33 protein-coding genes, 1 tRNA gene and 1 pseudogene are annotated in these 25493 nt (G+C 58.9%); 6 read left to right on the top strand and 29 right to left on the bottom strand.

Going from position 1 to position 25493, the window contains the following annotated elements:
- The first annotated feature begins 109 nt into the window (after positions 1 to 109).
- Complete coding sequence (locus K6L24_RS18325; RefSeq protein ID WP_062745429.1) at positions 110 to 664, top strand: histidine phosphatase family protein; 555 nt, start codon at positions 110 to 112, stop codon at positions 662 to 664.
- A 172-nt stretch (positions 665 to 836) separates the two neighbouring features.
- A tRNA-Ile gene (locus K6L24_RS18330) sits at positions 837 to 913 on the top strand.
- 485 nt (positions 914 to 1398) lie between these two features.
- On the opposite strand, the gene K6L24_RS18335 is transcribed toward K6L24_RS18330, so the two are convergent.
- Positions 1399 to 2400: an NADP-dependent oxidoreductase gene (locus tag K6L24_RS18335; protein ID WP_222681704.1), complete on the bottom strand. Its 1002-nt coding sequence runs from the start codon at positions 2398 to 2400 to the stop codon at positions 1399 to 1401.
- Positions 2401 to 2481: 81 nt separating this feature from the next.
- Positions 2482 to 3294: an oxidoreductase gene (locus K6L24_RS18340; protein WP_222681705.1), complete on the bottom strand. Its 813-nt coding sequence runs from the start codon at positions 3292 to 3294 to the stop codon at positions 2482 to 2484.
- 180 nt (positions 3295 to 3474) lie between these two features.
- Between K6L24_RS18340 and K6L24_RS18345 the strand changes: the two genes are divergently transcribed.
- The gene (locus K6L24_RS18345) at positions 3475 to 4518 is read left to right on the top strand and encodes an aldo/keto reductase (RefSeq protein WP_222681706.1); all 1044 of its coding nucleotides are present in this window, start codon (positions 3475 to 3477) and stop codon (positions 4516 to 4518) included.
- A gap of 82 nt (positions 4519 to 4600) precedes the next feature.
- Positions 4601 to 5179 (top strand): TetR family transcriptional regulator, encoded by a 579-nt coding sequence (locus K6L24_RS18350; RefSeq protein ID WP_222681707.1) that lies wholly within the window; start codon positions 4601 to 4603, stop codon positions 5177 to 5179.
- Positions 5180 to 5182: 3 nt separating this feature from the next.
- Here K6L24_RS18350 and pqqF read toward each other — a convergent pair whose 3' ends face one another.
- From pqqF to lysC, 23 genes and pseudogenes are all read right to left on the bottom strand, one after another.
- Positions 5183 to 7561, bottom strand: a complete 2379-nt coding sequence (pqqF, locus tag K6L24_RS18355; protein WP_222681708.1) for a pyrroloquinoline quinone biosynthesis protein PqqF — start codon at positions 7559 to 7561, stop codon at positions 5183 to 5185.
- 3 nt (positions 7562 to 7564) lie between these two features.
- The gene (gene pqqE / locus K6L24_RS18360; protein WP_062745442.1) at positions 7565 to 8713 is read right to left on the bottom strand and encodes a pyrroloquinoline quinone biosynthesis protein PqqE; all 1149 of its coding nucleotides are present in this window, start codon (positions 8711 to 8713) and stop codon (positions 7565 to 7567) included.
- On the bottom strand, positions 8700 to 8957 hold the full coding sequence (gene pqqD / locus K6L24_RS18365) for a pyrroloquinoline quinone biosynthesis peptide chaperone PqqD (protein ID WP_062745778.1): 258 nt from the start codon (positions 8955 to 8957) through the stop codon (positions 8700 to 8702). The genes pqqE and pqqD overlap by 14 nt, the downstream gene beginning before the upstream one ends.
- Before the next feature lie 20 nt (positions 8958 to 8977).
- Positions 8978 to 9733 carry a pyrroloquinoline-quinone synthase PqqC gene (pqqC, locus tag K6L24_RS18370; RefSeq protein WP_062745444.1) on the bottom strand — a complete coding sequence of 252 codons (756 nt, stop codon included), beginning with the start codon at positions 9731 to 9733 and terminating at the stop codon, positions 8978 to 8980.
- Entirely contained in the window at positions 9730 to 10641 is a 912-nt protein-coding gene (gene pqqB, locus K6L24_RS18375; protein ID WP_062745446.1) for a pyrroloquinoline quinone biosynthesis protein PqqB, read from the bottom strand. Before pqqB ends, pqqC begins: the two co-directional genes overlap by 4 nt.
- 236 nt (positions 10642 to 10877) lie before the next feature.
- Positions 10878 to 10949 (bottom strand): pyrroloquinoline quinone precursor peptide PqqA, encoded by a 72-nt coding sequence (gene pqqA / locus K6L24_RS18380; RefSeq protein WP_072166356.1) that lies wholly within the window; start codon positions 10947 to 10949, stop codon positions 10878 to 10880.
- Between the two features lie 181 nt (positions 10950 to 11130).
- Complete coding sequence (locus K6L24_RS18385; protein ID WP_222681709.1) at positions 11131 to 12168, bottom strand: dipeptidase; 1038 nt, start codon at positions 12166 to 12168, stop codon at positions 11131 to 11133.
- 100 nt (positions 12169 to 12268) lie between these two features.
- Positions 12269 to 12487, bottom strand: a complete 219-nt coding sequence (locus K6L24_RS18390) for an ogr/Delta-like zinc finger family protein (protein ID WP_062745453.1) — start codon at positions 12485 to 12487, stop codon at positions 12269 to 12271.
- A 75-nt stretch (positions 12488 to 12562) separates the two neighbouring features.
- Positions 12563 to 13702, bottom strand: a complete 1140-nt coding sequence (locus K6L24_RS18395; RefSeq protein WP_062745457.1) for a contractile injection system protein, VgrG/Pvc8 family — start codon at positions 13700 to 13702, stop codon at positions 12563 to 12565.
- Positions 13699 to 14172, bottom strand: a complete 474-nt coding sequence (locus K6L24_RS18400; protein ID WP_222681710.1) for a phage tail protein — start codon at positions 14170 to 14172, stop codon at positions 13699 to 13701. Before K6L24_RS18400 ends, K6L24_RS18395 begins: the two co-directional genes overlap by 4 nt.
- A gap of 3 nt (positions 14173 to 14175) precedes the next feature.
- Positions 14176 to 15702 (bottom strand): phage tail tape measure protein, encoded by a 1527-nt coding sequence (locus tag K6L24_RS18405; RefSeq protein ID WP_222681711.1) that lies wholly within the window; start codon positions 15700 to 15702, stop codon positions 14176 to 14178.
- Entirely contained in the window at positions 15702 to 15827 is a 126-nt protein-coding gene (locus tag K6L24_RS18410) for a GpE family phage tail protein (protein ID WP_062745465.1), read from the bottom strand. Before K6L24_RS18410 ends, K6L24_RS18405 begins: the two co-directional genes overlap by 1 nt.
- Before the next feature lie 14 nt (positions 15828 to 15841).
- On the bottom strand, positions 15842 to 16138 hold the full coding sequence (locus K6L24_RS18415) for a phage tail assembly protein (protein WP_062745467.1): 297 nt from the start codon (positions 16136 to 16138) through the stop codon (positions 15842 to 15844).
- Between the two features lie 107 nt (positions 16139 to 16245).
- Positions 16246 to 16755 carry a phage major tail tube protein gene (locus tag K6L24_RS18420; protein WP_062745469.1) on the bottom strand — a complete coding sequence of 170 codons (510 nt, stop codon included), beginning with the start codon at positions 16753 to 16755 and terminating at the stop codon, positions 16246 to 16248.
- Positions 16756 to 16767: 12 nt separating this feature from the next.
- Entirely contained in the window at positions 16768 to 17937 is a 1170-nt protein-coding gene (locus tag K6L24_RS18425; RefSeq protein ID WP_118664754.1) for a phage tail sheath protein, read from the bottom strand.
- Positions 17938 to 18176: 239 nt separating this feature from the next.
- Positions 18177 to 18734 (bottom strand): phage baseplate protein, encoded by a 558-nt coding sequence (locus tag K6L24_RS22505; RefSeq protein WP_425333076.1) that lies wholly within the window; start codon positions 18732 to 18734, stop codon positions 18177 to 18179.
- Positions 18708 to 19571, bottom strand: a pseudogene (locus K6L24_RS18430) (phage tail-collar fiber domain-containing protein); the annotation flags it as partial. The pseudogene K6L24_RS18430 and the gene K6L24_RS22505, both read right to left, overlap by 27 nt.
- A gap of 10 nt (positions 19572 to 19581) precedes the next feature.
- On the bottom strand, positions 19582 to 20109 hold the full coding sequence (locus K6L24_RS18435) for a phage tail protein I (RefSeq protein ID WP_222681712.1): 528 nt from the start codon (positions 20107 to 20109) through the stop codon (positions 19582 to 19584).
- A complete protein-coding gene (locus K6L24_RS18440) occupies positions 20102 to 21010 on the bottom strand; it encodes a baseplate assembly protein (RefSeq protein WP_222681713.1) in 909 nt (302 codons plus the stop codon). The genes K6L24_RS18435 and K6L24_RS18440 overlap by 8 nt, the downstream gene beginning before the upstream one ends.
- A 5-nt stretch (positions 21011 to 21015) precedes the next feature.
- Positions 21016 to 21360, bottom strand: a complete 345-nt coding sequence (locus tag K6L24_RS18445) for a GPW/gp25 family protein (protein WP_062745478.1) — start codon at positions 21358 to 21360, stop codon at positions 21016 to 21018.
- Positions 21360 to 21950, bottom strand: a complete 591-nt coding sequence (locus tag K6L24_RS18450; protein WP_062745480.1) for a phage baseplate assembly protein V — start codon at positions 21948 to 21950, stop codon at positions 21360 to 21362. Before K6L24_RS18450 ends, K6L24_RS18445 begins: the two co-directional genes overlap by 1 nt.
- 19 nt (positions 21951 to 21969) lie before the next feature.
- The gene (locus tag K6L24_RS18455) at positions 21970 to 22428 is read right to left on the bottom strand and encodes a phage tail protein (RefSeq protein WP_222682341.1); all 459 of its coding nucleotides are present in this window, start codon (positions 22426 to 22428) and stop codon (positions 21970 to 21972) included.
- Positions 22361 to 22675 carry an Rz1-like lysis system protein LysC gene (gene lysC / locus K6L24_RS18460; RefSeq protein WP_222681714.1) on the bottom strand — a complete coding sequence of 105 codons (315 nt, stop codon included), beginning with the start codon at positions 22673 to 22675 and terminating at the stop codon, positions 22361 to 22363. The genes K6L24_RS18455 and lysC overlap by 68 nt, the downstream gene beginning before the upstream one ends.
- A gap of 4 nt (positions 22676 to 22679) precedes the next feature.
- On the opposite strand from lysC, the gene K6L24_RS18465 reads away from it, so the two are divergent.
- Entirely contained in the window at positions 22680 to 22943 is a 264-nt protein-coding gene (locus K6L24_RS18465; protein ID WP_137269144.1) for a hypothetical protein, read from the top strand.
- Between the two features lie 5 nt (positions 22944 to 22948).
- Here K6L24_RS18465 and K6L24_RS18470 read toward each other — a convergent pair whose 3' ends face one another.
- From K6L24_RS18470 to K6L24_RS18485, 4 genes are all read right to left on the bottom strand, one after another.
- Positions 22949 to 23458: a lysozyme gene (locus tag K6L24_RS18470; protein WP_118664768.1), complete on the bottom strand. Its 510-nt coding sequence runs from the start codon at positions 23456 to 23458 to the stop codon at positions 22949 to 22951.
- Positions 23442 to 23669: a phage holin family protein gene (locus tag K6L24_RS18475; RefSeq protein WP_062745487.1), complete on the bottom strand. Its 228-nt coding sequence runs from the start codon at positions 23667 to 23669 to the stop codon at positions 23442 to 23444. The genes K6L24_RS18470 and K6L24_RS18475 overlap by 17 nt, the downstream gene beginning before the upstream one ends.
- 3 nt (positions 23670 to 23672) lie before the next feature.
- A complete protein-coding gene (locus K6L24_RS18480; RefSeq protein WP_062745489.1) occupies positions 23673 to 23876 on the bottom strand; it encodes a tail protein X in 204 nt (67 codons plus the stop codon).
- Positions 23877 to 24231: 355 nt separating this feature from the next.
- A complete protein-coding gene (locus tag K6L24_RS18485) occupies positions 24232 to 24423 on the bottom strand; it encodes a hypothetical protein (RefSeq protein ID WP_062745491.1) in 192 nt (63 codons plus the stop codon).
- Between the two features lie 455 nt (positions 24424 to 24878).
- Between K6L24_RS18485 and K6L24_RS18490 the strand changes: the two genes are divergently transcribed.
- Positions 24879 to 25493: a phage repressor protein CI gene (locus tag K6L24_RS18490; protein WP_118664770.1), complete on the top strand. Its 615-nt coding sequence runs from the start codon at positions 24879 to 24881 to the stop codon at positions 25491 to 25493.

Below are 25493 nucleotides of genomic sequence, written 5' to 3' on the forward strand. Positions count from 1 at the left end.
GTTTTAGCGCAACACTGTGACGGGGAGATGACAGGGCGAGCGCCCCGGAAGTTTGTGTTTCGCCGGGGGGGTGAGTAAGCTGAAACGCGAACTTCACAGGTGAACAATAATGACCATTACATTGATGCGCCACGGCAAGCCTGACCACCACCTGCCCGGTCGCCGTTCTGCGCTGGCGATGGCTGAGTGGTGTGAGGCTTACGATCTGGCCGAGATCTGCGACCTGCCGCCCGAACGCAGTCTGCGGCTGGCTGCGGAAGCGGCGGTGATCGTCACCAGTACGCTGCCGCGTGCACGCTCATCGCTGGCAAAACTCGGTAAACCCGCCAGCCATATCGATGAGCTGTACTGTGAGGTGGCAATGCCCGTCATGCCGCTGACTTTCCCCGCCCTGCCGCCCTTGTTCTGGCTGCCGGTACTGCGGTGTTTGTGGCTGTTTGGTTATGCCGGGAAGGTCGAATCCTGTACTCAGGCCAGGCAGCGGGCAATACTGGCCGCCGATCGGCTGATCGCGCTTTCTGCCGAGGGAAATGTGCTGCTGGTGGGGCACGGTATTATGAACAAGCTGATTGCGCGCAGGCTGCGGCACCTTGGCTGGCTGGGAGAAAAACACGCCAGTAGCCGCTACTGGAGCAGCGCAATCTATCATCCGCCGGTGATTTAACCCCCCTCTGATGTGACTGACCCGGGTCGTGCAGGCCGCATGGGCGCAGTGACGGAGAGATTACGGTTATTTTTCAATCAGTTCGGAAAAATGCTATTTTGCCTGGAAATGCAGCAGACGCAAGTTAAGCGCTGGATCGCGCCGCTGAGTTACATTATAATCCTGCGCCTCAGGCCCCATAGCTCAGTTGGTTAGAGCACGCGACTCATAATCGCTTGGTCGCTGGTTCAAGTCCAGCTGGGGCCACCAGATTTTACCTGTTCAATCAGGACACTAAGCCACTTCGAAAGGAGTGGCTTTTTTATTTCTCGCTTTCTTAGTGGCGATGAAATGGCGATGGAATTTTAACGCCACGCCTTACCACCTGGCGATGGTGCTCATCATAAGATCGTTTATCAATCTTCCTTACCCATTCCCCTGCAACAGCTCGCACTCCCCCTCTGAAAAGACGACAAGTGACAGGCCAATTGATGAAATATCTATTCACTTATCTATTCATTCAGTGATTCAACATTAAGCCTGATCGCTTCGACACGATACGCCTGCCGCTCAGTCAGAGGTCAAAAAACTACGATAACTCATTGAAAAAATGAAAATTACCCAACCAACACTGTCTCGCCCTTTTAGGGGATCTGGTGATGATCTTGTTAGAATCCAGGCAAGCTCATCTATTCAAAATAGTGGACTCAACGTTATTGAGCGGTTCATTTTTTCGCTCAACCAACTTCAGTTTGCTACTCCACCCGCACCACCACCTTCCCCTTCGCTCGCCCGGTTTCGACATACGCCAGCGCCTCCCGGGTTTCGGCGAAGGGAAACACCCGGTCGATCACGGGCCGGATCGCCCCCGATTCCACCAGGGTGCCGATCTCAGCGAGCTGCTCGCCGCTGGCGCGCATAAAGACAAACGAATAGCGTATGCCGCGCCGTTTAGCCTGCCTCCGGATGCGGTAACTCAGCAGGCGCATCACCTGCTTCAGCCCCCAGGAGAGACCCTGTTCCGTGGCAAATACCGGGGTTGGCGGGCCGGAGATGGAGATCAGCTGGCCGCCGGGTTTCAGCACCTGCAGCGATTTTGCCAGCACATCAGCGCCCAGGCTGTTCAGCACCACGTCGTAATCGTGCAGCAGGGTAGAGAAATCCTCCGTTTTATAGTCGATCACCACATCCGCCCCCAGCGCTTTGACCCACGCCGCACTGGCGGCACTGGTGGTGGTCGCCACATACGCCCCCAGGTGTTTCGCCAGTTGAATGGCCACGGTGCCGACGCCACCGGACCCGGCGTGGATCAGTACCTTCTGTCCCCGCTCAAGCTTTGCCGTCTCTACCAGCACCTGCCAGGCGGTCAGGCTGACCAGCGGCAGGGAAGCGGCCTCTTCCATACTGAGACTGGCAGGTTTTAACGCCAGATCGCGCTCACTGAGCGCAATAAATTCAGCAAAGGTGCCCATACGTCGTGCGTCAGGTCGTGCATACACCTCGTCCCCGGGGCGGAAGCGCTGCACCTCCGCGCCGACCCGCACCACCACGCCCGCGAGGTCGTTACCGAGGATCAGGGGCAGAGGATACGGCAGGATCATTTTGAATTCCCCCTGGCGAATTTTGGCGTCCAGCACGTTGATGCTGGCCGCCTTTACCTGCACCAGCACGTCGTCGCCCCGCAGCACGGGCTCCGGCATCTCAGCTATTCGTCCGCCGTTTTGACGGCCATAACCGTCAATGATATACGCCTGCATAATCTGTCTCCCGCCATTGATTCAGTGCTGTGTCTGTTCGCCCCTGAGCCTTCAGGGGCAACCGTGCAATAACGCCTCGCGCTAGGCCAGCTTCAGGTTTTTACGAATGCCCGCGTCCAGCACGCTGTCCGGCGCAAAATGACGTAACAACCGCAGCCGGGCAGCGGCCTTACCGGCGGTATAACGGCGTTGAGGCCTGGCGGCACGCGCGGCTTTCAGCACCACAGCGGCGACCACAGAGGGGGCGTCAGCGCTGGCCATCGCCTGACCGACCGCAAGGCTGACCGTCTCCCGCTCGCCGGCATACTCTGTCAGCAGCGCATCCGCCATCAGGTTATTCGCCTCAAACGGGGTGCGGATATAGGCCGGTTCGATGACCGACACCCGGATCCCCCGATTGCGCAGCTCATGATCCAGCGCTTCCGAATACCCCGCCACCGCATGTTTACTGGCGACATACAGCGCCACGTACGGCACGGGTACCAGCCCGAGGATGGAGCCAATATTGATGATCCGCCCGCTGCCCTGCTGCCGCATATGGGGAACCACCGCACGGATCATCCGCACCATGCCAAAGAAATTGATATCAAACAGCGCCTGCGCCTGCAGCACAGAGCTCTCTTCCGCACCCGCCGGGCTGAGGCCGACCCCGGCATTGTTCACCAGCAGGTCGATACGACCTTCACGCTGCATCAGCTCGCTGACGGCCTCTGCCACTGATGCCTCCCGGGTGACGTCCAGCGCCAGCATCGGCAGCGATCCGGGCGCAGTGTCGGCAGCGCGTCTGCTGGTGCCGTAGACGGTGTAACCGGCCTGCAACAGCGCCTCCGCCGTCGCTTTGCCTATGCCGGACGACGCGCCGGTGACCAGTGCAACGGGTTTAGTGGATGTCATGGGCACGATCTCCGGTCAGGAGGGTGAACAGGCCGGTGTCGGGCTGTAAGCAAGTCAGTCTCATGGCGGCGCTCTCTTTAATCGGGTTTATAGATGATGGTTATCATCATTGCGTTTTTAGATGATGTATGACATATATAATAAATGTCAATCAACATTTAAAAACAACGAGGCATCCGCATGAAATACACCACGTTTGGCCGTAACACCGGTTTACGCGTCTCTGAGCTGGCGCTCGGCACCGGTAACTTTGGTACCGGCTGGGGCTATGGTTCGGAAAGGGAAGAAGCAAAGCAGGTCTTTGACGGCTACGCCGAAGCTGGCGGTAACTTTATTGATACCGCCGATGCCTATCAGTTTGGCCAGTCCGAACAGCTGGTCGGGGAGTTTATCGCCGCAGAGCGCGATCACTTTGTGGTCGCGACAAAATACACCCTGGGTGCCTCCCCCGCAGGCGGGATCTCACGCACCGGTAACAGCCGGAAGAATATGATCCAGTCGGTGGAGAGCAGCCTTAAGCGGCTGAAAACCGATCGTATCGATCTGCTGTGGGCGCACTTCGATGACCAGCTAACGCCGCTGGAGGAGATCGTGCGTGCTTTCGACGATCTGGTGCGGGCCGGTAAGATCCAGTATGCCGGATTATCAAACTTCCCCGCCTGGCGTGTGGCCCGCGCAGATACCCTCGCAGAGCTGCGCGGCTGGTCGCGCATTGCCGGGATCCAGGTAGAATACAGCCTGGTGCAGCGCACCGCCGAGCGCGATATGCTGCCGATGGCCGAAGCCCTGGGCATGGCGGCAACGCTGTGGTCACCGCTGGGTGGTGGCCTGCTTACCGGCAAATATCGTCAGAGCAACGAAGGTCGTCTGACCGGCTTCGGCGGGCGGCTGGTGCATACCGAGCAGGACACCACCCTGCTGGATACAGTGATTGCCATTGCCGGGGAGCTGCAGATCCTGCCGCTGCAGGTCGCCATCGCCTGGCTGCAGCATAAAGCCGCCCGCGCCAGCACCAGCCTGATCCCGATCCTGGGTTCACGGCACCAGGGGCAGTTAAACGATACCCTGCAGGCCCTGACGGTCAGACTGGAGGCGGCCCAGGTCGAACGGCTGGATGCCGTCAGCGCAATCCCGGCCGGCACCCCGCATGAGCAGATTGCCGGAACATTACCCTCGACCCGGGGCGGCATGGACCTGGCGTCAGGCTGGCCGCCGCGCGGCTGAGTCCGTGAGTGAAGTGGCATCACCGGTTGAGTCAGTGAGACGCATCCCCTAAGATGAGGCCCCGATAAAGCAGGAGAAGACAATGGCGCGGGTATCAAAACAGCAGATGGAACGTCACCGCGAGGAGATTATCAGCGTCTCCTCGGCGCTCTTTCGTGAGCGGGGTCTGAACGGCGTCAGCGTCAACGATCTGATGGCCGCCGCCGGGTTAACGCACGGCGGTTTTTATGGTCACTTTAACTCCAAAGACGATCTGGCGGCCATCGCCAGCCGCAAGGCCTTTGACGACTCGCGGGCGCGCTGGGAGGCGATGCCGGGCCATCGGGATCTGCACGCGCTGGTGGAACACTATCTCTCCCCTGACCACCGTGACGGCGTTCAGGGCGGCTGTGCGATCGCGGCGTTAGCCAGCGATATCGCAAGGGAAAGCCCGGATAAACCGGTGCGCAACGTCTGGCTTGAGGGCGTAGAAGGGATGCTGGCGATGCTGGAGTCGGTCTCTGACTGCGGGGATGAGGCGCAGCGCCGTCAGCAGGCTCTGATGCAGCTTGCGCTGCTGACCGGGGCACTGACGCTGGCCCGGGCCACGTCCGGGGACGGCCTGTCCGATGAATTCCTGACCGCCGCAAAAGACGCATTGCTGGCAGAGAAGAAGATCTAGCGATCAAAAAAGGGAGTGGTTAACCAGATTGAAGGCGCGCTGACCGTCGGCCAGCAGGCGCTGATGGAACGCCAGCACGCTGTCAGGCGTCAGCGCCTGCAAGTCGGTGATACCAGGCTGAGAAATCATCTGTTGTGCCTGCAGCCAGCGATCGCGACTGGCTTCCAGCGCCCCGCCCGGCACCTGCTGCTGTTCCTTCAGCAAAATCTGGCATGTTTCCCACAGGGCCTGCGGGCTGAGCGTCGCCAGCTCGGTATTCATCTGCACTAAAAAGTGGTCAATGTATGCCGCCAGCTCCGCCGTCGTGAGATGCGGGGATTGCAGCGCAAACAGGATACCCGATCGCCCCGCCACCTGATAAAAACGACAGCTCACCACATAGCCAATATTCTGTTCCACGCGCAGGCGCTGGAAAAACAGCGGCTGATAAATCATCGCCAGCAGCTGCCAGGCGGCCAGGCACGCCGTACTCTCCTCCACCAACGGGCAGAAGCGCAGCAGGGCGGCCTCCGGGCTGCGTGTTGCCACCCGGTATTCAGGCTGTGGCGTTAAAGCCTCAGGCAGCGCACGTTTCGCCGGGTTAATGGCAGCCGGAAAGGCACTCAGCAGGCAGGCGAGCTGCCGGTGCAGCGCGTGATCGCCGCCTTCCAGTACCGCACGCCAGGGGAGGTTGAGCGGCGTCTGGGCGTCTGCGGGAGGGTGCAGCGGCTGCAACTTTTCCGGCAGCGCACCGAGTAATGCCCGCACGGCAATATCATCGTGCAGCGCCTGACGCTGGCGCAGAAACTCCCGCTCACCGCGTGCTATCACCCCAGGCGGAATAGCCGCCAGCAGTGCATTTAGCGATGCCAGCGTGCTGACCATCAGCCCCGCCTCCCCCTGTAACTGGACAAGCCAGCGTCCCTGCGGGCAACCGATCGCCAGTTCGCCCCCGCGATGGGCACAACCCGCCGCCAGCGCCCGCAGACGGGCCTGCACGATCTGCCCCCAGGGGGCTGGCAGGTTGCATTCAGGACTGAGCAGCAGCACAGCGGGCGATTCATCGCGGCGATGATGGGCCAGCGTTGCCTGACGCACAGGCAACGTGGGGATGGCAGGCGGCAGGGTGTGTGGGAAGAACACGAACGCCTCGCCTGAGGTATCAGGCTGTACCGGTGCCCGAACGCCCGGCTGGCAGGCCAGCGTCCAGCCCTGCACCTCGAGCTGATCCAACGGGGTGCTGTCAGCAATCCTCAGCCGAGATAAGGGCGCGGCAGCGAGCAGTGGGAACAGTATCGCGCCCTCGTCGTCCCCGGCCGGAGCAAAACCAAAGGCACGTTCGCGCAACTGATCCATCACCGGCAACTGCGCGAAGCGACGGCTGGCCAGCTGCGCGTAATGAGCGCGCTGCGCGGGCGTCAGTCGGCCCAGCTGTGCCAGCCAGCGATGGACGCACGCTTCAGCCCGATCGGCATCCCCGGCGTCCACCAGAACCAGTTCAAGGGTGATCACCGCCTGCTGTGCGCTGCGATACGGTAACAACAAGCGGGCAGCATCGCACAGTGCCTGCTCGCGCAGCGTGGCCATCAGGCTGCCCGCCGCTTCGTCCAGCAGCAGCTGGCGCAGCACTGTCAGCCCGCCGTCGATACGTTGGTTCAGCAAAAAGGAGAGACGCAGGCGCGGCGCACCGGTCAGTTGCAGGGCGATATCACGCTCAGCAGCGAGCGTTAATGCAGGCAACGCGGGGGGAAGCGCCACGCCCGCCGGGAAGACTTCGGCGGCCTGTTGGGCCAGTGACCACAGCGCCGCGATCGGCTGCGGTCCCTGCACCCACAGCGTCACCGTATCCGCATGGTAATAACGCTGATGGAACTGCTGCAGCGCCGCACGCAGCGCAGTGTGATCGTCGCCAAAGCCCGCTGCATGACCCGTCTGAAAGCGGTGCCACAGATGGGAAACGAAGGCTGTGCTCAGCGCCGCATCACACAGCGTGTCCTGATGGTCGGCCAGCAGGCGGTATTCGGCATCAATAGTCGCGACCTCCTGGCGGATCGCGCTGGCAGACAACAGCGGTGCCACCAGCATATCCGTCAGTCGGGGCAGCGCATCGGCCAGTTGTTCGGGGGCGCACTCGAAAAAGTACGCCGTGCTGCTGCCGAGCGTGGTGGCGTTCAGCCGTCCGCCGCGTGCGGGCAGCCAGGCCATCAGCCGCTGGTCATCCTGAAAAGCCTGGCTGCCGGCAAACAGCAGGTGCTCCAGCAGATGGGCCAGCCCCGGCCACGCGTCCGGTTCATGATGGCTGCCCACCTCCACCTGCAGCAGCGCGGCGGCGCGTGTGGCCTGCGGATCGTGGATCAGCTCAACCCGTAAACCGTTGCTTAAGCGTCGCGGCAGATGCTGCATCCGTTACCCTTTAAAGATCAGCTGAGCGTTGACCCGCTGTGAGTTCGCGCGGTTGCGGAACTGGAGCTGGCTCACCTGAATATTGGTACAGTTGGCCTGCTCACGCGCCTCAAGGATCATACCGTGATGCTCTGATTTACTGCACACCGGGTCAGCATTATCCGCATTGCCGGTCAGCATAAAGGCCTGACAGCGGCAGCCGCCAAAGTCCTTCTCTTTTTCTGAACAGGAACGACAGGGTTCCGGCATCCAGTCAAAGCCGCGATAGCGGTTAAAGCCGAAAGAGTGAAACCAGATATCTTCCAGGCTCTGTTCCAGCACCGACGGAAACTGCACGGGCAGCTGGCGCGCGCTGTGGCACGGCAGCGCCATGCCTTCCGGCGTGACGCTGAGAAAGATCGCCCCCCAGCCGCCCATGCAGCCCTTAGGCCGCTCTTCGTAATAATCGGGCGTGACAAACAGCAGGTTAGCCAGGTTATCGCTGGCGGCCATTTTCTCGCGATAGCGATGCACCACCGCTTCCGCCCGCTCGATCTGCTCACGCGTGGGCAGCAGCCCTTCGCGGTTGAGCTGGGCCCAGCCGTAAAACTGGCAGGTGGCCAGTTCGACATCGTCCGCTTCCAGCTCAATACAGAGTTCGATGATACGGTCGATCTGGTCGATATTATGGCGGTGCAGCACGAAATTCAGCACCATCGGGTAACCGTGTGCCTTCACCGCCCGCGCCATCTCCAGCTTCTGCTGAAACGCTTTCTTTGATCCGGCCAGGGCCGCATTCAGCACTTCATCACTGGCCTGGAAGCTGATCTGGATATGATCCAGCCCGGCTTCCGCAAAGGCGTCGATCTTCTTCTGCGTCAGGCCGATGCCGGAGGTGATCAGATTGGTGTAAAAACCCAGATCGCGGGCGGCCTTGATCAGCTCAGGCAGATCCTTACGCACCAGCGGTTCCCCACCGGAGAAACCGATCTGCACTGCGCCCATCGCCCGCGCCTGTTTAAACACCTCGATCCACTGCGCGGTGGTCAGCTCTTTTTCCTGCTGCGCAAAGTCCAGCGGGTTAGAGCAGTACGGGCACTGCAGCGGACAGCGGTAGGTCAGCTCGGCCAGCAGCCAGAGCGGCGGTTTAACGGCTGGGTTAAGCGGGTTCACGGAAGATAATCCACTTCTGTTCGCGGGCTGCCGCGAAGAACTCTTTCACGTCATCATCCACGCCGCCCGCTTCCGGGAAACGCGTGTTCAGCACCGCGATAATGTCGGCCAGCGTGCGCTGCCCATCGACCAGTTCGAGGATCAGGGTGGCACTGTCGTTCAGTTTTGCCATGCCTTCCGGGTAGAGGATCACATGGCAGTTCTGTACTTCTTCCCACTGCAGGCGGTAGCCACGGCGGAACATCGGGGTGGTTTGCTCATTGATCACAGCAGTTTTCCTCTGTGCCAGACCGCCTGGTCCGTCACGGTATGGTACGGCGGGCGGTTGAGGACGTAAGCCAGGGTCATGGCGTCCAGCATGGTCCACAGGATATCGAGTTTGAACTGTAAAATTTCCAGCATCCGCTGCTGTTTTTCCACGGTGTTACAGTATTCCAGCGCCAGCTGTAAACCATGCTCTACGTCGCGGCGCGCCTGGCTCAGACGGCCACGGAAATAACCGTATCCCTCTTCTTCAATCCAGGTGTAGTGCTGTGGCCAGCTGTCGAGCCGCGACTGGTGGATCTGCGGTGCAAACAGCTCGGTCAGCGAGCTACAGGCCGCTTCCTGCCACACCGCGCGGCGGGCAAAGTTAACGTAAGCATCCACGGCGAAACGCACGCCGGGTAAGACCATCCGCTCAGAAAGCAGCACCTCACGATCCAGCCCTACGGCTTCCCCCAGCCGCAGCCAGGCTTCGATGCCGCCATCACTGTCGCCCTGCCCGTCATGGTCGAGAATGCGTTGCACCCACTTACGCCGCGTCAGCGGATCCGGGCAGTTCGCCATGATCGCCGCATCTTTCAGCGGGATGCGGGTCTGGTAATAAAAACGGTTCGCCACCCAACCCTGGATCTGTTCGCGCGTGGCCTCACCGTTATGCATGGCAATATGGAACGGATGGTGGATATGGTAAAAAGCACCGCGATCGCGCAGCGCCTGTTCAAACTGTTCCGGGGTCATCAGCGTCGGTTGGGTCATAGTTCAATACTCATGCCATCATAACTGACCTCAATGCCCCGCGCAGTCAGCGCCTGGCGCTCGGCAGAGGATTCATCAAGGATCGGGTTAGTGTTATTAATATGGATCAGGATTTTACGTTTTGCCGGCAGACGGCTCAGCACCGTCATCAGGCCCTGCTCTTCACCCAGCGCCAGGTGGCCCATGTCGCGGCCCGTATTGCGTCCGACGCCGGTATTCGCCAGCTCGTTGTCCTGCCACAGCGTGCCATCAATCAGCAGGCAGTCGGCCTGCGCCATTAACGCCAGCAGCGGCGCATCGGGCTCACCTAAGCCTGGCGCATACAGCAGCTTACTGCCGCTGGTGGTATTTTCGATCATCAGCGCTATGTTGTGGCCAGGGAGCGGTCGCCCGCGATACGGTGAATAGGGGGGCGCATTGCTGAGGATCGGGATCGCGGTAAAGGTTAACGCCGGGCAGACCGCCACAGAGAAAGGCTGCGCGGGCGCAATGGCGTGGTGGATCAGTCCGCCGTTCCAGTGCTTTAGCATGGTAAAGATCGGGAAGCCGCTGGTCAGATCCGCGTGCACTTCCGGGGTACACCACACCGGATGCGGGCAACCTTCACGCAGGTTAAGTAAACCGGTGCAGTGGTCGATCTGGCTGTCGGTCAGAATGATCGATCCTATCGCCGTGCCGCGCAGCACGCCCTGCCTGTGCAGCTCCGGGTTGGCGGCAATCTGGTGGCAAATATCCGGCGAGGCATTACACAGCACCCAGTCGGTACCGTTATCGCTGACGGCAATCGAGGACTGCGTCCGCGCGGTGGCGGGGATAGTGCCGTCACGTACGCCCTGGCAGTTGTGACAGTGACAGTTCCATTGTGGGAAACCACCGCCAGCCGCAGAGCCGAGAACTTTGATTTTCATGGGTCAACCAGCAGAAGAAATAAAAATGCCTGCTACAGCGCAGGCATCCACATGACTTACCTGAATAATTCGTGCTGTCGCAGTGACAGTGCGAAGTAGGGAGATCAGGCATTAGCCTAAATAATTCGAGTTGCAGCAAGGCGGCAAGTGTGAGAATCCCCGGGAGCTTACTCAGGTAAGTGACCGGGGTGAGCACACGCAGCCAACGCAGTTGCAGCTTGAAGTATGACGGCGAATTAGCGGTTGGAGATGTACAGAGTCACTTCCAGGCCCAGACGCATATCGATAAAGGTCGGTTTAGTCCACATAGTCATTTCCTCAGGTGTTTAAAAAACGGCCGCACTGTATTCAGTGTCGGCAAATGATCGGCATGTTGTCAAATTACAGGAATTTGGCGGCACAGATGTTGCGCCTATGATAAATCGATATCAACCCTAAAATCTGCGCGGTTTATGCTGTTTTTGAACTATTTGGTTCAAAACTCAGATCTTATTCACCCCAGGTTTTTTTCAGTACCCGCAGCCAGTTGGTTCGACAGAGTTTAGCCAGCAGCGGTTCCCCGTAACCCGCTTCACGCAGCGCATCCAGCAGGCGCGGCAGCCCGGTCACATCCCCGATCTCGTTGGGCAGGTTGATGCCATCAAAGTCCGAGCCAAAAGCAACGCGGTCTTCCCCCAGCTTTTCCAGCAGATAGTCGAGGTGCTGCACCATCACACTGAGCGGCATATCGCCGTCACGTTTGCCGTCAGGGCGCAGAAACGCCGTACCGAAGTTCAGCCCCACCAGCCCGTCGCTTTCTGCAATAGCGGCCAGCTGGCTGTCGGTCAGATTGCGCGGTTGCGGGCATAAGGCGTGGACATTTGAGTGGCTGGCCACCAGCGGCGCTTCGCTCAGGCGCGCCGTGTCCCAAAAGGCTTTTTCATTCATGTGCGACAGGTCGATCATCAGGCGGCGCTGATTGCAGGCGCGGATCAGACGCTTACCTGCGGCGGTCAGCCCGTCTCCGGTATCCGGTGAACCCGGGAAGCTGCCGCTGATCCCCGTACCAAAGCGGTTCGGCAGATTCCAGAAGGGCCCGATGCTGCGCAACCCGGCCTGCTGCCAGCTTTCCAGCTGGCTGAGATCCTCATCCAGCGCGTCTGCACCTTCCATATGCATCACCATCGCCAGCACGCCGTTTGCCATACACTGCTCGATGTCGCTGACGCGGCGGCAGATTTTCGCCTGGCCTGCCGACTGCGCCTCCAGCTGGTGCAGGATGGCGATCTGCTCTCCGGTGATGGTCAGCGCATCGAACGGCTCTGCCTGACGCGTGGGGAACTTCGCCACGTAATCCGCTGGCGGCACAAAAATTGCAAACAGACCGCCGGCAAAGCCGCCTTCGCGCATCCGCGTCAGGTCAAGATGGCCACTGAGGCGCTGATGCAGGAAAGCCTGCGCCGGATCCTGCGCATGGTGCAGCCAGAGATGCAGTAACACATCGTTATGACCGTCAAAGAGGGGAGCGTTCGGAGAAGAGTTTGTCATGGTTGCGCCAGCGTTCGCCTGAGAAGCAGAACAGGATAGCGCAGTTTGGCGGGATGGGGGACAGGCAAAAACCAGGGCGGGCACAAACCCGCCGCTGGGGTTAGCTGCCAAGACGGCTGGTACGAGTTTTCACCGCTGCCGGTGGCGGCGTGGTGGCCTCCACCGGCCGGGCCACAATTCCGGTAATACTCTCCATCGATTTAAAGGTACAACTGCAGTTCAGATTCTGGCACTGGTGATAGCGTTCCTTGGTCTCACTGCTGAGGATCCGGCTGGAACGGGCATGGCTGTTATGCTGGCAAATCGGGCAAGGCATCATGGCTGACCTCCACTGGTCATCAGTTAAACTCACACATTGTGAATAAAACTAATTATATTCACTTTAAGTGAATCATCAAGTGGTTTTTTCACTTCCCGTGACATTATTCGGTTTAACGTCAATGTCCCAGGTTTCACCACCCACCGATTTTTCCAGGTTCACCGTTGTACGAAATCCATTATTATCAATCACATGATTCACTTTGATTATTGTCCACTGTTGGGCATCAATCATCGTTTTGAACCCGCTCAACCGTATCGGTGTTTCCGGTATCAACACTGGCATTCCCTGAGCAATCACAAAACTCATGCTCGCGGTCATCGCCTGGCGTTTCTTCCAGTCAGCCTTCGCGGCGTCCATCGCCTCTTCCTGGGTTTTAAATACCCCAGGTATCTGAGCATAACGTTCATAAAGCGGCTGCGGGATGTCCTGTCTGGCCGTGCCGGGAAAACGCTCGGGTTGGTTTTCAGGGATGACTCGGAACACTCTCACCGTGCCACTGCTGGCTTTATCGAGCTGCATCCATTTGGCCTTAACGCCACTAAAATGCATCTGTGATACCACCTGATAATCATGCTTATCACCGTCTTTACGTGTGAGCAGGAGTTGTGGGATCGCCTGCCCACTGACGGTTTTGTTCGCCCCCCGTACCAGCATCAACACTTTGTCCTTCTTGATCGTGACCGTTGCACCATATTTTGTTGCCATGGTGGTCAGAAACTGCGCGTCGGTAAGACCACTCTGATCTTCATGAACAATCTCAATTGAGGCCAGTTCACCAGCAACTTCTGCCCCAAGTTCATTGCGTTTCGCAATCTGCAATACCATGGCCCCCAGCGTGGTCTTATCGTATGAATGGTTTCCCTTTTCCATTAACGAATCACTCAGATTGGCGCTGCGCCCGACCAGCTTCAACTGATCGGGAGCACCGCTGTGATGCAACTCATCAATAACAAAATCCCCTTTGCAGAACAGTGGCCTGCCCTGCCAGCCGATATACACCCGCAGGATAGCGCCACGCTGCGGCATCATGAGCCTGCCATCACTGTCATCCAGTAACAGCGTCAGCGCGTCAGCTTCTAAACCGCGAGCATCATCAATGGTCATACTCAGCAGGCGTGGCCGCAGATTCTCAGTGATATCCAGATTATTGAGTTGAATCAGATAGTCAGGTGCCAACGGCGCACCGATATCCACCGGTAAACTGTTATTCATACGATGCTCCCTGCCAGGGTTGAGACCTGGGAACTCACATTGCCGTAAATTCGCTCCGCCTGCTGCTTGAGATCACCGAACATGGCACTTCTCGATTCATCGACTCGTTTCAGTTTTAGCGTAAAATTGATCTTCCGAGCCGTGCCGTTTTCCAGTAAGTCAGCATGCACACCGTTGATATTTTCAATGACAAACATGCCATAAAGAAATCCTTCACCATTGAGTAAAGGCCATGCCTGCCCCGCTTCTGCTATATCCATCAGCGCCGCCAACGCAGGAGCTCCCCCGGTGATTTCCGGGCGCAACTCGCCCTGCAACGTGATGTTTTCTTCGCCGACACCCAGAAACTGTTGTGCCGGGCGAGTACCAATACGGCTGCCCGCTGTCCAACGATACGCACTTTCCTGCGTCATCGTCTGAAATGGCAAAGTGCGACGTTTAAAAATAAACATACCGAGTATCATCATCATGGTTTATTGCCCCCAGAAGCTGCTGCGTTGGTTGATAGCAGCACGCGCCTGCGTTTGCTGCTGATGGTTGTCGATCATCGTGCGAACCTCCGCTTCCCCCATACCTGTAGGAACGTTGATCACATAGCTGCTGTTAAAGGTGTTCTGCTGGCTGTTGCTGGTGCTGGACGCTGTAACGGGTTGATAGCGGGCACCGCCAAAGGCGACAGGTGCGGGAGTATCCGGCGCAGCGAAGTCTGCGCCCCCCAGGGCGACCGAGGGACGCTGTGCTGACGGATCGTCACTCAGCGAGGTTTCTGCATCGGCCGCTTTTTTATCGGCTAACCCAAGCTTTTCCAGCAGCCAGGTGACTTTTCCACCGAGCGTACGTAAAATCGTCAGGGGCAAACTCAATCCATTTACCAAAGCCTCACCGACAAAACGCCCAAGATTCCCCAGCTGCTCCAGCTTCTGCGCCGTCATTTCAATCGGTGAGAAAAACGCCTTTATACTGTCAAAAGCACTATCAATCTGCTTACCTGCCTCATCAAAAATGACCGTTAACGGTTTAAATGCGTCGAATAGTGGCGTCAGCACAGCGCTGATCCCTTCAACCACCCCGCCAAAGAACGCGCTGAGCGGCTCCCAGTACTGGTAAATCAACGCAGCAGCGCCGACGATAGCGGCAATGGCTATACCGACAGGCAACGTGATCGCCCCCAGCGCCGCAGCGATCGCCCCACCAGCAAAAGTAAACACGCTACTCAGGATCCCAGCGCCCGCCATCAACAGATTCAGCCCACTGAGCACCGGTACCACCACCGAGCCGATCGCCCCCAGCGCACCGACGAGGATCACCCCGGCCGCCACCAGTTGGGTGATCCCGCCCGCCAGCGCGGGGTTGTCCTGGATCCATTGATCAACGCCGGTTAATAGCCCGGTGGCGGTCTGCGTCAGGGAACGCAGCGTACCGTCCAGTTGGGTAAACACTGTCAGGCTGATGCTGTCGATCGCCGCATTAAGCTGGCCGATATCCCCCGCGAGGTTATCGGCGGCGGGCATGGCGATGGCGGACGGCGGGCGGACATCAGACGATGTTGCCGCCTCCTTTGGCGGCGCGCCCGACCGTGCCGCCATCACCTGATAGCCCGGCTGCAGCAGCTTCGCCCCCTGGCGCGCCACGCCCATCGCCTGGCTGCTGACCGCACCGATTTTATCCACCACGCCCTGCCCGGTCTGAAAGCGCTGCTGCACCTTGCCTTGCCCGAGCTGAAAGCGCTGCTGTGCTTTATTAAGGTTATTTCTGACACGCTGCGGGCGCTCATGCGCCTCGGTCACGCGGATCACCTGCAGGCGTTCCCTGCTGGCGTCGAGTGCGGATTTACTGTTGCGCGTTGCTGCCCGGGTACGTTCGGCGCTGGCCCTCAGCGCCACGCGCTGCTGAAACATCGCAAGGCCGAGGGACTGGGTTTCCCCCGGCAGATCGTTTAAAAACAGGTTCGCCCGGATCACCGCTTTGCGCAGCCCATCCAGACCGAGGTTAATACTCATCACGACTCTCCACTCTGTGTACCGCTACGCACAATGGCCTTATGCCGCCAGTCGAGCAGTTCTGCCAGCGACATGGCGTTCATTTCCGACGGCGGCCAGTGAAAGATGGCGGCGATATCCGCCATCAGATCCTCTACCGTCAGGCCGTTGGGCCAGCGGACGTGTCCGGTTTCGCGGACAAAAAACCGATCACCCGCCCGCCCAGCTCAATCAGATCGACCGGGTCAAGATTGAGGCATTCCGATTTGGTCAGGTTCGGCAGCGTGATGCGCGGCAGAACGGTGATCAGCGCGTCGACGTCCGATCCGGCGAGATCGACCAGCCGCGTACCGCGCAGCGTGCCGGCGTTGGGTTTAATCAGTTCCACGCTGTTAATCACGGTGTCGCCACGCACGATCGGCGTGACCAGCTGGAGGGTATTTTCTGCTTGTGACATAAGCGTTCCTTTACGGGTAAAGCGGGTCGGATATGCCCGACTCCTGCGGGGTGTGCAATAAGGGGCGGGTCTGCCCACCCCCTGCGGTTACGTCATTACGGGACGGGTTACACCAGACCGATGTTTTTACGGTGCCCGGCCAGGCGGTCGACACCATTCACTATCTCGACCATGTTCACGGTGTCGATCTCGATCAGCGGTTTACCGTTCCAGGTCAGCTTGTAATAGGTGCATTTGGTGGTGATTTTGGTTTCACTCTCCTCACCCTGCTTACTTTCACCAAAATCGAACTGCTGATGCTTGCCGCGCAGTTCCACCTCCACTGCGATGGTCTCGTCGGTGTCGTCACGCTGGTAAGATCCCATAAAGCGCAGCGGCACCGTGGCCCCGCCCCACTGGGTAAGGATGCGATCGTCGAGTCCGGCAAGGGTCCATTCAAGATCCAGCGCATCGTCTTCCAGACCGTTATCAATGTGCGCCACGCCGTTCATGCCGCCGCCGCGATAGGGATCCAGCTTGCGCGCCAGTTTCGGCAGCGTCAGCGAGGTCACCACGCCCTGGTAGCTGTTAGCATCGTTGAATAAATTCAGGTATTTCAGTTTCTTGGGCATTGCCATGGGGTTTTCTCCTTAGCGGTTCACAGAAGCGGCGAAGTTCGCCAGGTAGCTGTCGGTAATACGCTGACGCAGCGTCAGATCTTCCAGCGGCGGCACCGGGGTGTAGTCGTAGTCGATATACAGCTTGCCGGCTTTCAGGCTCTCCTGATTATTGGCGCTTTCGTCGTACCAGCAGTTGGCGCCCAGCAGGTAACCGGCGTTGATCAGCTCGCGGAATTTCGCGTTGATGCCGGCGATGATTTCGCGCACCAGCGTGGGCGTCAGCGGTTTGTCGTTGGCCCACATATGCGCATCGGCCATGGTGTCGGCAATCACCTGCGCCGAGCGGGTGTAGTTCTCGAAGGCGAACAGCGGGTCATCGCTACAGGTGCGGTTGCCCCAGAAGCGGAAGCCGTCTTTGCGGACCAGGGTGGTCACGCCGGCTTCGTTCAGCAGGTCGGCATCGGTACCGGTCTGCTGCAGATCCCAGAACACCGAGGCGGAAACGCCAGTGACGCCGTTAACGCCAACGTTGGACAGGGTCTTATGCCAGCCGGTGTCGTTGTCAATTTTGGCGCGCAGTCCGAGCGCCCGCGCCGTCGCCCAGGCGGTGTCGGCCTCGCTGGTACGGGTGTTCCAGGCCACAAAATCTGGCCAGATCACCATCAGCTCGCGCTGGCTGAAGTTATCGCGATACTTGATGGCTTCCGTCAGGGTTTTACAGCCATACGCCGAGATATAACCGAACGCACGCAGCTGCTGGCACACCGAGGCCAGGGCGGTGGCAACCTCCAGCGAGTCCAGCCCTGGCACGCCAAGAATGCGCGGTTTTACGCCGAGATCGGTCTGCGCACTCAGTAGCGCCTTCATCCCGGTATAACGCCCGTTCTCGTCAGTGCCGCCGATAATGTTGCTGGTTGTCTCAGCGGCGTCTTTACCTTCCGCTACGCGCACCACAACGGTCACCGGCTTGCTCTGGTCGGCAATCGCACGCAGTGACTGCGCCAGGGTACCCTGGGTACCGGCTTTACCCAGCGCGGCCAGGACATCGGTGATCAATACCGCCGTATTCAGCGGGAAGGTGGTGGCATCGGCATCTTCTGCAGTACAGATCATGCCGACGATGGAAGTGGAAACCGCTGAGATGCTGCGGGTTCCGTCATTCACTTCTACGACGCGTACGCCGTGGTGGTAATTTGCCATCTTTGTTGCACTCCTTTGTTGGGGTGAGGTCATGATGACAAGAAATTAACGGGCGGGCATGCGATGGGCGTTGTGGGGCGGAGGGGACAACGTGGAATTTAAAAATAACTTAAAAACATAAAGTTACATCAATAGAAAATAAATAAAGATCGGCTTTTACACGCCAAAAACCAATAAAAAGGCTCCCCTGTGTTGCCAGCAGGGGAGCCGTAATTAAATAACAAGTTTTAGGTAAGAGATTATGCGCTGCGGTACCAGCCCATCAGTTTAATAAATGAGTTAGTAATATCCATGGCCGTACCAGATCCGGTATTTGCTGTGGTGCCGGAAAGAGTGTGGGTATGCGCGGCAGAAGCACTAATCGAAACCGTATGCGTGTGCGCGCCAGCAGAATCCGTAGCCCCCAGGTTTTGGTAGTTAAACCGTGTCCAGTTGCTACCCCCAATCTCCCATGGTCCTGTCCTGGACGGTACTCCACCATGTGTATGCGCTCCCGCAGAGTTGGTACTACCGGTATGCGTATGTTGACCGTTGCTACTGGTCGTCCCCGAAAACGTATGACCATGCGCAGGCAAATTCGCCACCGACAGGCTGACCGCATCCGCGCCACCAGTGGTGAAAATATCGCTTCCGTTCGCTTTTGCCAGGCGAATGGTTCTGTTTTCACCAATATATTTCCACGTCGTGCCGGGGAATAACGTATTCGGGTTTTTATTCTGGGCAAACCAGGTGACGATCCCAACTGGATAGATCTCGTTCAGAACGTTGCGGTTAGCCAGATCGTATGCGGCTTTCACCGCTTTTGGCGTTGCGGCCTGCGTTTCACTGCTACTGTTGGTGGCGCTACTCAGCATCACCACCCCTTTTGCGCTGAGCGTCGCATCAGGCTGAGTGCGGTTAGCCAGATCGTAAGCCGCTTTTACCGCTTTTGGTGTCGCAGCCTGCGTTTCACTGCTGCTGTTGGTGGCGCTGCTCAGCATCACCACCCCCTTTGCCGCGAGCGTCGCATCAGGCTGAGTGCGGTTAGCCAGGTCGTAAGCCGCTTTCACCGCTTTTGGCGTCGCGGCCTGCGTTTCACTGCTGCTATTGATAGCGCTGCTCAGCATCACCATTCCCTTCGCCGCCAGCGTGGCATCAGGATGATTACGGCTCTGTTCATGGCTGGCAATGCGCAGATTGACATACTCTTCGGTAGCAAAGATCAGGCTGTCATCCAGCGTCAGGGCAATCGCTTCACTGCTGCTGACCGCCAGCACCATACGCAGGGTCTGCGTTCGTCCCGAACCCTCCTCCAGCGCTGGCTTATAAGTCTCGGCCATATTACTTACCGCCAGCAGCGTGCCGTCTCCCGCCAGAAGGCCCAGCTCACGCATCCAGAACCCACCAGCGCTGGCCGGGATAATCGTTTCAATCACCAGCCAGTTTTTATGGCTGCTCTCCACCTTGACCGAATTGACAGCCTGACGGTACACCTCATGCACCAGTCCGGTCTGCCCCGGCAACGGCGTGGTCGGCTGGCCGCTGCCGTCACCGACTACCATGGTTTTGATATCGACCTGAGTACCACCCTGCATCGCTGCGGCGATGCGCGCCTGTCCTGCCGTGGTCACGACAGATTTAAATTTTAACGCCATGTAAAACCTCTCACGCGGGGAAAATCGTTACCGTTTCAGCGTCATACTGAACGGCACCTGTCCAGACAATGCCCTGAATATCCTGGGTGATCGTCAGGGCGGTTAAATGACGGCTGACGGCTTTTGCATCCGCAATCAGCCGCTCCATCTCGTTAAACATCGCTTCATCAATACCCGACTCCAGCACGCCAATTTCCAGGCGAAACGTGCCCGCCGGCTCCTGGTTCTGCCACCATTCGGTGATGTTGATGACATACCCCAGCGGCTCGACCACGCGCCGGATCGCGGCGATGGTGCCCTTTCGGCGGTGAACGAACTGTGCGGACGCCACCACGGCACGCTTTGTCTCCTCCGGCCAGGTCTGATCCCAGCGGTCAACGGACCAGGCCCAGGCCAGATAGGGCAACAGCGTGACCGGACAGGTCTGCGGGTTCCACAGGGTGCGCAGCGGCACCGGTAACTGCTGAAGATGGGCGCAGGCTTCGGCGGCAGCCACCTCCAGTGGCGACGATCCGGCGGGCAGCAGACGATCACTCATCGGAGCCTCCCACACGGATCCGGTGGCCGGTACACCAGCCTGCCTGGGTTTTATCCAGCACCACGTCGCGTGCGGGCTGAGTCAGCTCCACTCGTTGCACCCCTTCAACGTGCAGCGCAGCAAACAGCGCCGACTGGCGGATATCGCGCCCCAGACGGCTCTGGGCGGTGACAAAGGCAGCCAGCCGCGCTTCTGCCGCCGCGCGGATGGGTTCCGCTTCCGGGCCGGGATAGAGGTACAGCGTGGCATCCACGCTGTACTCCACGATAGCCGCCGACCGCACGCTGACGCGGTCAGCGACCGGGCGGACATTTTCATCATTCAGCGCGATATTGACCGCCGCCAGCACCTCCGCACTGGCCTCGCCACGACCTTCGCGTGACAGCACAGTGATCAGCACTTCTGCCGGGGCCGGACTGGTCGCACTGACATCAGCCACCCGCCCGTCAGCGCTGCGGGCGTGGTACTCATAGGCCCCACCCGGACCGGCCACGCTCAGTCCCTCAAAAGCCTGAGCGATACGCAGACGGAAATCGTCGTCGCTCTCAAGTAACGCGGGTAAGGGTGGCCGGGTGCTGTTATCAGCGGGCCTCAGGACCAGACGGGTCACGCCATTGTTGATACCGAGCTGGTCGAGATCGCTTCCCGTCGCGAAGGCCACCATCGTGCCTTTCGCGGCCTCATTAATCCGCTGCCGCAGGATCAGTTCGCGATAGGCATTCTCCTCCAGCAGCTTAACAATGGGCTCAGACTCCAGTTCAAGAGTGCGGGTGATGACCGCCTGCTGATCGGCCGGATAGAGCGCAATCAGACGGGTTTTACGCGCCTGAAGCAGCGTTTCAAAATCCAGCGCTTCGACGATGTTCGGCGCAGGTAACTGACTTAAATCAATTGTGGCCATAGTAGTTAACTCACTGGAATGGATAAGGAAAAAGTGGACTGATTGCTGGTACCGCTCAACGCGACCTCCATGCGGCCGTCAAGACCCGGCTGGTAGCTGATGCTGTCGAGGGTGATGCGCGGCTCCCAGCGCAGCAGCGCCATGTAGCAGGCTGACATAATCTGCAGACGCAGCGTCTCGTTCTGCGGCTGGTCGATCAGCGCCGACAGCAGCGATCCGTAGTCGCGGCGCATCACCCGTGATCCCTGCGGGGTCAGCAGAATATCGCGCACCGACTGGCGAACATGATCGATATCCGCCAGCTGCAGGCCGCTGTCGCGCTGCATGCCTGACCAGGTTGCTGTATTCATCACTGTGGCCCCGCTGTTTTGCTGCCACCGCTCTCGACACCCGCGTGAACGTGGCTGTGGACGACGATACCGTTCGAAGAGAAGCTGCCGCCGCTGTGGCTGATCGTGCCCTGTAGCGTGCCCCCCTCGCTGAGCACAAAAGTTTTCGCCTTCAGCTGCTGAGTGCACTCCACCAGCGGGCTGTCGAGGGTGATTTTTACCGCCGCCCGGATGCTGGCCGACTGGATACCGCTGGCTGTCAGCGCACCGCTCTGCGGTTCGTAGGCGATCTGCGCCCCGTCCGGGAACTGCCAGCACACCGCATCCTGCGATGCCGAAGGCGGCGGGAAAGCATCAGAGAAGATCCCCGGCAGCACAAAGGCGGTGGTCAGTTCACCGCTCAGCGCCAGCAGCAGCACCTGCTCACCCGGTGAGGGCGCATGCCAGCTGCGAACCTGGCCCGCGCTGCTGCTCAGCCACGGCAGCCAGCCGGTGAGGTTGCCGTCGCTCTTTACCCGGCATCGCGCCCGGGGAAGATCGACCTCGCTGACCGTACCGATGCGCAACAGGTTGTTGAGCTGGCGGCGGGTTTCCACGACAAATTCATTCATTGCGTACTCCTTCTGGCTTTCAGACTGCAGGCCATTCACTGACCAGCTGATGGTTGATATAGAGCTGCCACGGGCGGGACACGGCTTCCGACACCGCCGGCTCCGGCAAATGGGTCACACTCAGGGCCCCGTCGCTTTCGCTGACCAGCACGCGCTCGGTCAGCGGGATCACCAGGCTGAAGTCGCCGTTAACGCTGCTGCTGAACACCATGCCGTTTTCACGCCTGGCCGCCGTGGTCATCAGGTCGGGTTGATTTTCCCGCAGCCACAGCAGCAGGGAGACCACCAGGGCATCCCGGTCGTCGCCGGCGTCGCTGACGGTAATGCGCAGCGGGTACTGGTATTCAAAACTCAGTGAGGCAGCGGGCGTACAGACCACCCTGCCCTGCTCCAGCGAAAGGGTCAGCCGTTCAGGGTGATTCTGCAGATCGGGTACGCGGGCCAGTAAGGCCTCGCGCAGTCGTTTGGGTTTTAACATCATGTTGCTCCTGACACTGTTTAAGGGTTTCGACTTGCAGGCCGCACGTCAGTAGCGCCTGCTCCAGCTGGCGGATCGCCGTCAGCAGATCCCCCTGCGTCTCTGGCTGAACCGCCGGTACCGGACAACTGCTGATGACGGGACAACCACGCCAGATAATCACTGGCGGTGGCGAAAGCGGGGTGCTGCTGCAGCCGGATAATCCCGTCAGGCAGAGCAGCATGGCTCCAGTTTTGTAGTGCCTCATTGCTGTGCAGGACCCTCTGATCGTTGACATATTGTTTCAGGGTGATATCGCCGGCCCTGAGCAGGGACTGGCGCAGCGTGCGCTCGGCCTCGGCCTGGCGGGAGATATCCGCTTTCAATTGCCTGATGACGGCGTTTCGCTGATCCACCCCCGCGTGGAGCACGGCGTTACGCTGCTGCAGTTCGATGCGCTCACGGTAAAGAATGGCCAGCCAGCGCCCGCCGCCACCCAGCGCGATCAGCAGCGTCAGCACCAGGGTTATCCATAATCGGGTCATCCCACCCCCTTCAGGCACAGGGCGCGTTCAGCGCTTCTTCGCGCCTCAATTCCCTTATTACGTACGCCCGCGACATACACCCAGCGCATCAGCTGATCGCAGGCTGCCCGCCACTGCTGCTGATTGATCAGCCGGGCATAGGTGGAGCGACAGACCGCGCTCACGCCGACGTTAAAGGCAAAGGAGACCGTGGCATCCCAGACCCCCTGCGGCATCGTCACCTGCAGGCAGCGGGCGATACCGCGCTCTACCCGCTGCACGTCATCAATCAGATTGACCGCTACCTGACGCTCACTGACCGCCGTCACGGGCGTCACCCCCCGGGTATGGCCGATACCGTTCGTCCAGACACCCGCACTGCACTGATACGGTGAAGTCCGGCAGCCCTCGGCACTGGCCAGCAGCTGCAGGCCCTCGCCGGAGATCTGCAGCGTGGAGAACGACGGCAGCGTGACGGCCAGCGCCAGTACAATCAGCACCGCACATTTTTTAGCGGGTGAATTCATCTTCGCTCCCGTTTCTCTGTCGCTGTTGCCACAACCGCCAGGTCTTACGGCGGTAATGCCAGTTGATAAAGAAGTTCGCGATGTTGATGCACAGCGTCACCACAGCCACCAGCGCACCCACCATAAAGGCGATGTCCTGTACGGTGTGCCGGCTGGCCCACATCATCATCACACTGGTGAAATAGCCGATCAGTGAGCTGCTTTTCTCCATCGGTCAGCTCCACAGATTGAGCGTTTCGTGGGTGGCAGAAAGGGAGAGCGACGGAAGCTCAATCGGATAACCGTGAGGCAACCGGGCTCCCTGTTCAGCCAGTCCGCGATTCGCGGCATAAACGGCTTCCACCACCTGCCGCGTGCGGCCATAGTGGCGAAAACAGATCTCATCGACGCAGTCATCCTGCAGGGCATAAATTTTCATTTTTCACTCCCCCGTAGCGGGTATTACGCTGACAGAAACGGCCGGGAAAGAGGTTGGGGTGATGACTTCCGCTTCCCAGTGCCGGGTAATCTCAACCAGTGTGCGTTCTCAACTTATGGCGCTCAATTGGGGGGTGTTGTAGGACAGGTGTGACAACGTGACCCCCCCTGTCCGGGACGAATACGGGCGGTATTCAGCCACCGGCGGCGGTAAGATGGGGGCAACAGACATAAAAAAAGCCCCCATAAAGGGAGCTTGAGCAGAACAGAATGCAGGAGGATATTTCAGGGACGGGCACGCAGTGAACAGAACGCCCGGACGGCAAATAACACGCGGATCGCGTGCTTAAAAAGCGTTAACGTTCGGTATTAGGGGGGGAAAAGACAACGGAGAACTGGCCATTTTTCAGCTCTATACCGCTGGCAAGATCCGCGATCAAATGCAGCGCAATCTCACGATCCCGCTCCCTGCAAACCCCTTCAGAGGTTAATCTTGCTATCAGTTCTACGCGCTCCAGAATCACGCTTTCGGCTAATTCTTTGTCCACAACTCCCCCTCCTTTTCACTGTACATACATACAGTATCATAGCACTTACCAATAAGAAAAGTTTTTTACGTGTACCTGCAACAATGTTTATCACACTGATAATTATAAAAATAATAAATTTCCTCCACCTTGTCCTGCCTGCAGGGATTGAGGCGTTGCCACTCTTTTTTGAGAGGACAGAGAAGAGATGTGACGGTGAAAAACGGGGATTAACGGGCGCTTAATTAATTAGCGACACTCATATTCAGGCCGCGCTGGCCGTGGATGGAGAGGTGCATTCACTTAAGATGAATTGCCGGGCTGGGGAAGGAAAACCGATGGTGTTACGGGTTGTAAAAATGGCCTCCATCGGGCAAAATCTCATAGAATTCCTGTTCTCTCTATCCTGATGTGCCCTTAAAGCTACAATAATAAATTGCGCACTCCCCAAAAATGAAATCACCAGGAGTATGAGAGTGAGCCTAAAAATCGACTTTCAGAATGGCGCAAAAGAGGTGCTGGATCGCGTACTCCAGGCCTACGGATTTTCGACGAAACTGGCGCTGGCTGAACACCTCGGCATTGCCAGTAGCAGCCTGGCTAATCGCTATTCGCGCGGTCATTTTCCCTCTGACATCGTGATCCGCTGCATGGCCGATACGCAGGCCTCATTACAGTGGCTGGCAACCGGTGAGGGAGAGTCTCCGTCGGCCACCTCAGTAACGGATGCTCCACAGGCATCGCCGTCAGCGCATCTCCTGTCGCTCCCCCGCCAGCGTCTGGACGGCGGGAAACTTACCGATCTGACCGACATGACGCTGGAAGCGGCCTTCTTTGAAGGCTGGTCCATCATCCCCGAACGGCCGCTACTGGTGATTGATGGCCAGCAACAGTTCATCGCCGAGCAGCTGTTCAGCGAGATCCAGGACGGTGACTGGCTGGTGTCGCTGGAGGGCCAGGTCAGCGTCCGCAGTCTCACCCGTATTCCTCCGGGACGGGTGCGGGTGGCCAACGGCCAGCAGCAGTTCGAGTGTGGACTGAATGAGATCATCCCCCTGGCCCGCATGGTGATTGCCTGCCGCCCGGTGTAA

The organism is Erwinia persicina, from assembly GCF_019844095.1.
In the GTDB taxonomy this organism is placed as follows: Bacteria; Pseudomonadota; Gammaproteobacteria; order Enterobacterales; family Enterobacteriaceae; genus Erwinia; species Erwinia persicina.

What these genes read in the sequence shown, in the direction of transcription:
- K6L24_RS18345 (WP_222681706.1), top strand. Translation starts at nt 3,475, where the DNA reads ATGAAATACACCACGTTTGGCCGTAACACCGGTTTACGCGTCTCTGAG.
- K6L24_RS18470 (WP_118664768.1), bottom strand. Translation starts at nt 23,458, where the DNA reads ATGAATTCACCCGCTAAAAAATGTGCGGTGCTGATTGTACTGGCGCTG.
- K6L24_RS18410 (WP_062745465.1), bottom strand. Translation starts at nt 15,827, where the DNA reads ATGGCGGATATCGCCGCCATCTTTCACTGGCCGCCGTCGGAAATGAAC.
- K6L24_RS18400 (WP_222681710.1), bottom strand. Translation starts at nt 14,172, where the DNA reads ATGATGATGATACTCGGTATGTTTATTTTTAAACGTCGCACTTTGCCA.
- K6L24_RS18325 (WP_062745429.1), top strand. Translation starts at nt 110, where the DNA reads ATGACCATTACATTGATGCGCCACGGCAAGCCTGACCACCACCTGCCC.
- pqqD (WP_062745778.1), bottom strand. Translation starts at nt 8,957, where the DNA reads ATGTTCCGCCGTGGCTACCGCCTGCAGTGGGAAGAAGTACAGAACTGC.
- K6L24_RS18390 (WP_062745453.1), bottom strand. Translation starts at nt 12,487, where the DNA reads ATGATGCCTTGCCCGATTTGCCAGCATAACAGCCATGCCCGTTCCAGC.
- K6L24_RS18405 (WP_222681711.1), bottom strand. Translation starts at nt 15,702, where the DNA reads ATGAGTATTAACCTCGGTCTGGATGGGCTGCGCAAAGCGGTGATCCGG.
- K6L24_RS18385 (WP_222681709.1), bottom strand. Translation starts at nt 12,168, where the DNA reads ATGACAAACTCTTCTCCGAACGCTCCCCTCTTTGACGGTCATAACGAT.
- K6L24_RS18425 (WP_118664754.1), bottom strand. Translation starts at nt 17,937, where the DNA reads ATGGCAAATTACCACCACGGCGTACGCGTCGTAGAAGTGAATGACGGA.
- K6L24_RS18395 (WP_062745457.1), bottom strand. Translation starts at nt 13,702, where the DNA reads ATGAATAACAGTTTACCGGTGGATATCGGTGCGCCGTTGGCACCTGAC.
- K6L24_RS18350 (WP_222681707.1), top strand. Translation starts at nt 4,601, where the DNA reads ATGGCGCGGGTATCAAAACAGCAGATGGAACGTCACCGCGAGGAGATT.
- K6L24_RS18420 (WP_062745469.1), bottom strand. Translation starts at nt 16,755, where the DNA reads ATGGCAATGCCCAAGAAACTGAAATACCTGAATTTATTCAACGATGCT.
- K6L24_RS18445 (WP_062745478.1), bottom strand. Translation starts at nt 21,360, where the DNA reads ATGAATACAGCAACCTGGTCAGGCATGCAGCGCGACAGCGGCCTGCAG.
- pqqB (WP_062745446.1), bottom strand. Translation starts at nt 10,641, where the DNA reads ATGAAAATCAAAGTTCTCGGCTCTGCGGCTGGCGGTGGTTTCCCACAA.
- K6L24_RS18440 (WP_222681713.1), bottom strand. Translation starts at nt 21,010, where the DNA reads ATGGCCACAATTGATTTAAGTCAGTTACCTGCGCCGAACATCGTCGAA.
- K6L24_RS18475 (WP_062745487.1), bottom strand. Translation starts at nt 23,669, where the DNA reads ATGGAGAAAAGCAGCTCACTGATCGGCTATTTCACCAGTGTGATGATG.
- pqqF (WP_222681708.1), bottom strand. Translation starts at nt 7,561, where the DNA reads ATGCAGCATCTGCCGCGACGCTTAAGCAACGGTTTACGGGTTGAGCTG.
- K6L24_RS18435 (WP_222681712.1), bottom strand. Translation starts at nt 20,109, where the DNA reads ATGAGTGATCGTCTGCTGCCCGCCGGATCGTCGCCACTGGAGGTGGCT.
- lysC (WP_222681714.1), bottom strand. Translation starts at nt 22,675, where the DNA reads ATGAGGCACTACAAAACTGGAGCCATGCTGCTCTGCCTGACGGGATTA.
- K6L24_RS18340 (WP_222681705.1), bottom strand. Translation starts at nt 3,294, where the DNA reads ATGACATCCACTAAACCCGTTGCACTGGTCACCGGCGCGTCGTCCGGC.
- K6L24_RS18450 (WP_062745480.1), bottom strand. Translation starts at nt 21,950, where the DNA reads ATGAATGAATTTGTCGTGGAAACCCGCCGCCAGCTCAACAACCTGTTG.
- pqqC (WP_062745444.1), bottom strand. Translation starts at nt 9,733, where the DNA reads ATGACCCAACCGACGCTGATGACCCCGGAACAGTTTGAACAGGCGCTG.
- K6L24_RS18455 (WP_222682341.1), bottom strand. Translation starts at nt 22,428, where the DNA reads ATGTTAAAACCCAAACGACTGCGCGAGGCCTTACTGGCCCGCGTACCC.
- K6L24_RS18480 (WP_062745489.1), bottom strand. Translation starts at nt 23,876, where the DNA reads ATGAAAATTTATGCCCTGCAGGATGACTGCGTCGATGAGATCTGTTTT.
- K6L24_RS18335 (WP_222681704.1), bottom strand. Translation starts at nt 2,400, where the DNA reads ATGCAGGCGTATATCATTGACGGTTATGGCCGTCAAAACGGCGGACGA.
- K6L24_RS18415 (WP_062745467.1), bottom strand. Translation starts at nt 16,138, where the DNA reads ATGTCACAAGCAGAAAATACCCTCCAGCTGGTCACGCCGATCGTGCGT.